1 protein-coding gene is annotated in these 1,109 nt (G+C 70.6%); it reads left to right on the forward strand.

What is annotated here, in order from left to right; translation table 11 throughout:
• Window positions 1-69 precede the first annotated feature (69 nt).
• On the forward strand, window positions 70-1,109 hold a 1,040-nt coding region (locus FXF51_RS60215), incomplete at its 3' end, for a transposase (RefSeq protein ID WP_148443836.1).

Below are 1,109 nucleotides of genomic sequence, written 5' to 3' on the forward strand. Positions count from 1 at the left end.
CTAGGAGACTTCTGAAGATGTTGCTGGTCAGGCTTCCGATCATGTAGTTCGGGGGTCAGGCTGGGCAGCATGATGGGGCATCGTCGCGAGCGGCCGGTGGGGCCGGATGTGTGGAGCACCTGCCGGGAGTTGATCCCGGCAGGCAGCGTGTACGCGTTCTTGGCCGAGCATCGCGATGAGCTGTTGCCCGAGGAGATGTTCGCCGACCTGTATGCGGCGACCGATGGCCGGCCGAGTGTTCCGCCGCAGGTGCTGGCGTGTGTGACGGTCTTGCAGGCGTTGCTGCACAGCTCCGATCCTGAAGCGGCCCTGGCGGTGCGGTGTGATCTGCGGTGGAAGGCCGCCTGCGGGCTGGGCCTGCACGATCGGGGTTTCGACCCCTCGCTGCTGGTGTATTTCCGGCAACGGCTGCGCCGGTCCGGCGATCCGAACCGGATCTTCGCCCGGGTCGGCCAGGTGGCCGCGGCCAGTGGGGCGCTGCGGGGCCGGATGCGGCGGGTGCTGGACTCGGCGGTGCTGGAGGACGCGGTCGCGACCCAGGACACCATCACCCAGCTGATCGCGGCGATCCGGCGGGCGGGCCGGCAGGTGCCCGGCGCCGCCTCGCTGATCACCGAACGCTGCCACGCCGCCGACTACGGCGACCGGGGCAAACCCGCGATCGCCTGGGACGATGCCCAGGCGCGCCAGCAGCTGGTGTCTGCCCTGGTGAACGACGCACTCACGGTGGTGGCGGCGTTCGAGACGGCCGCGCTGGCGGGTGAGCTGGACGACGACGCGGCCCAGGCCCTGGCGCTGCTGGCGCTGGTGGCCGGCCAGGACGTCGAGCCGGCCGAGGGCTCCGACGGCACCGACGGGCGCTGGCGCATCGCCCGCAAGGTCGCCCCTGACCGCATCATCTCCACCGTCGATCCCCAGACCCGGCACGTGCACAAGACCGTGCACCAGCGCCAGGACGGCTACAAGGCCCACATCGTGATCGAACCCGATACCGGGTTGTTCACCGGCGTCCGGCTGACCATGGCCGCAGGACAGAACAATCATGAGGCGGTGGTCGGCGTGGACCTGCTGACCGGCCCGTCCACCGGCCCGTCCACCGGCCCGTCCAC

It is taken from the genome of Nonomuraea sp. PA05 (assembly GCF_008086045.1).
In the GTDB taxonomy this organism is placed as follows: domain Bacteria; phylum Actinomycetota; class Actinomycetes; order Streptosporangiales; family Streptosporangiaceae; genus Nonomuraea; species Nonomuraea monospora.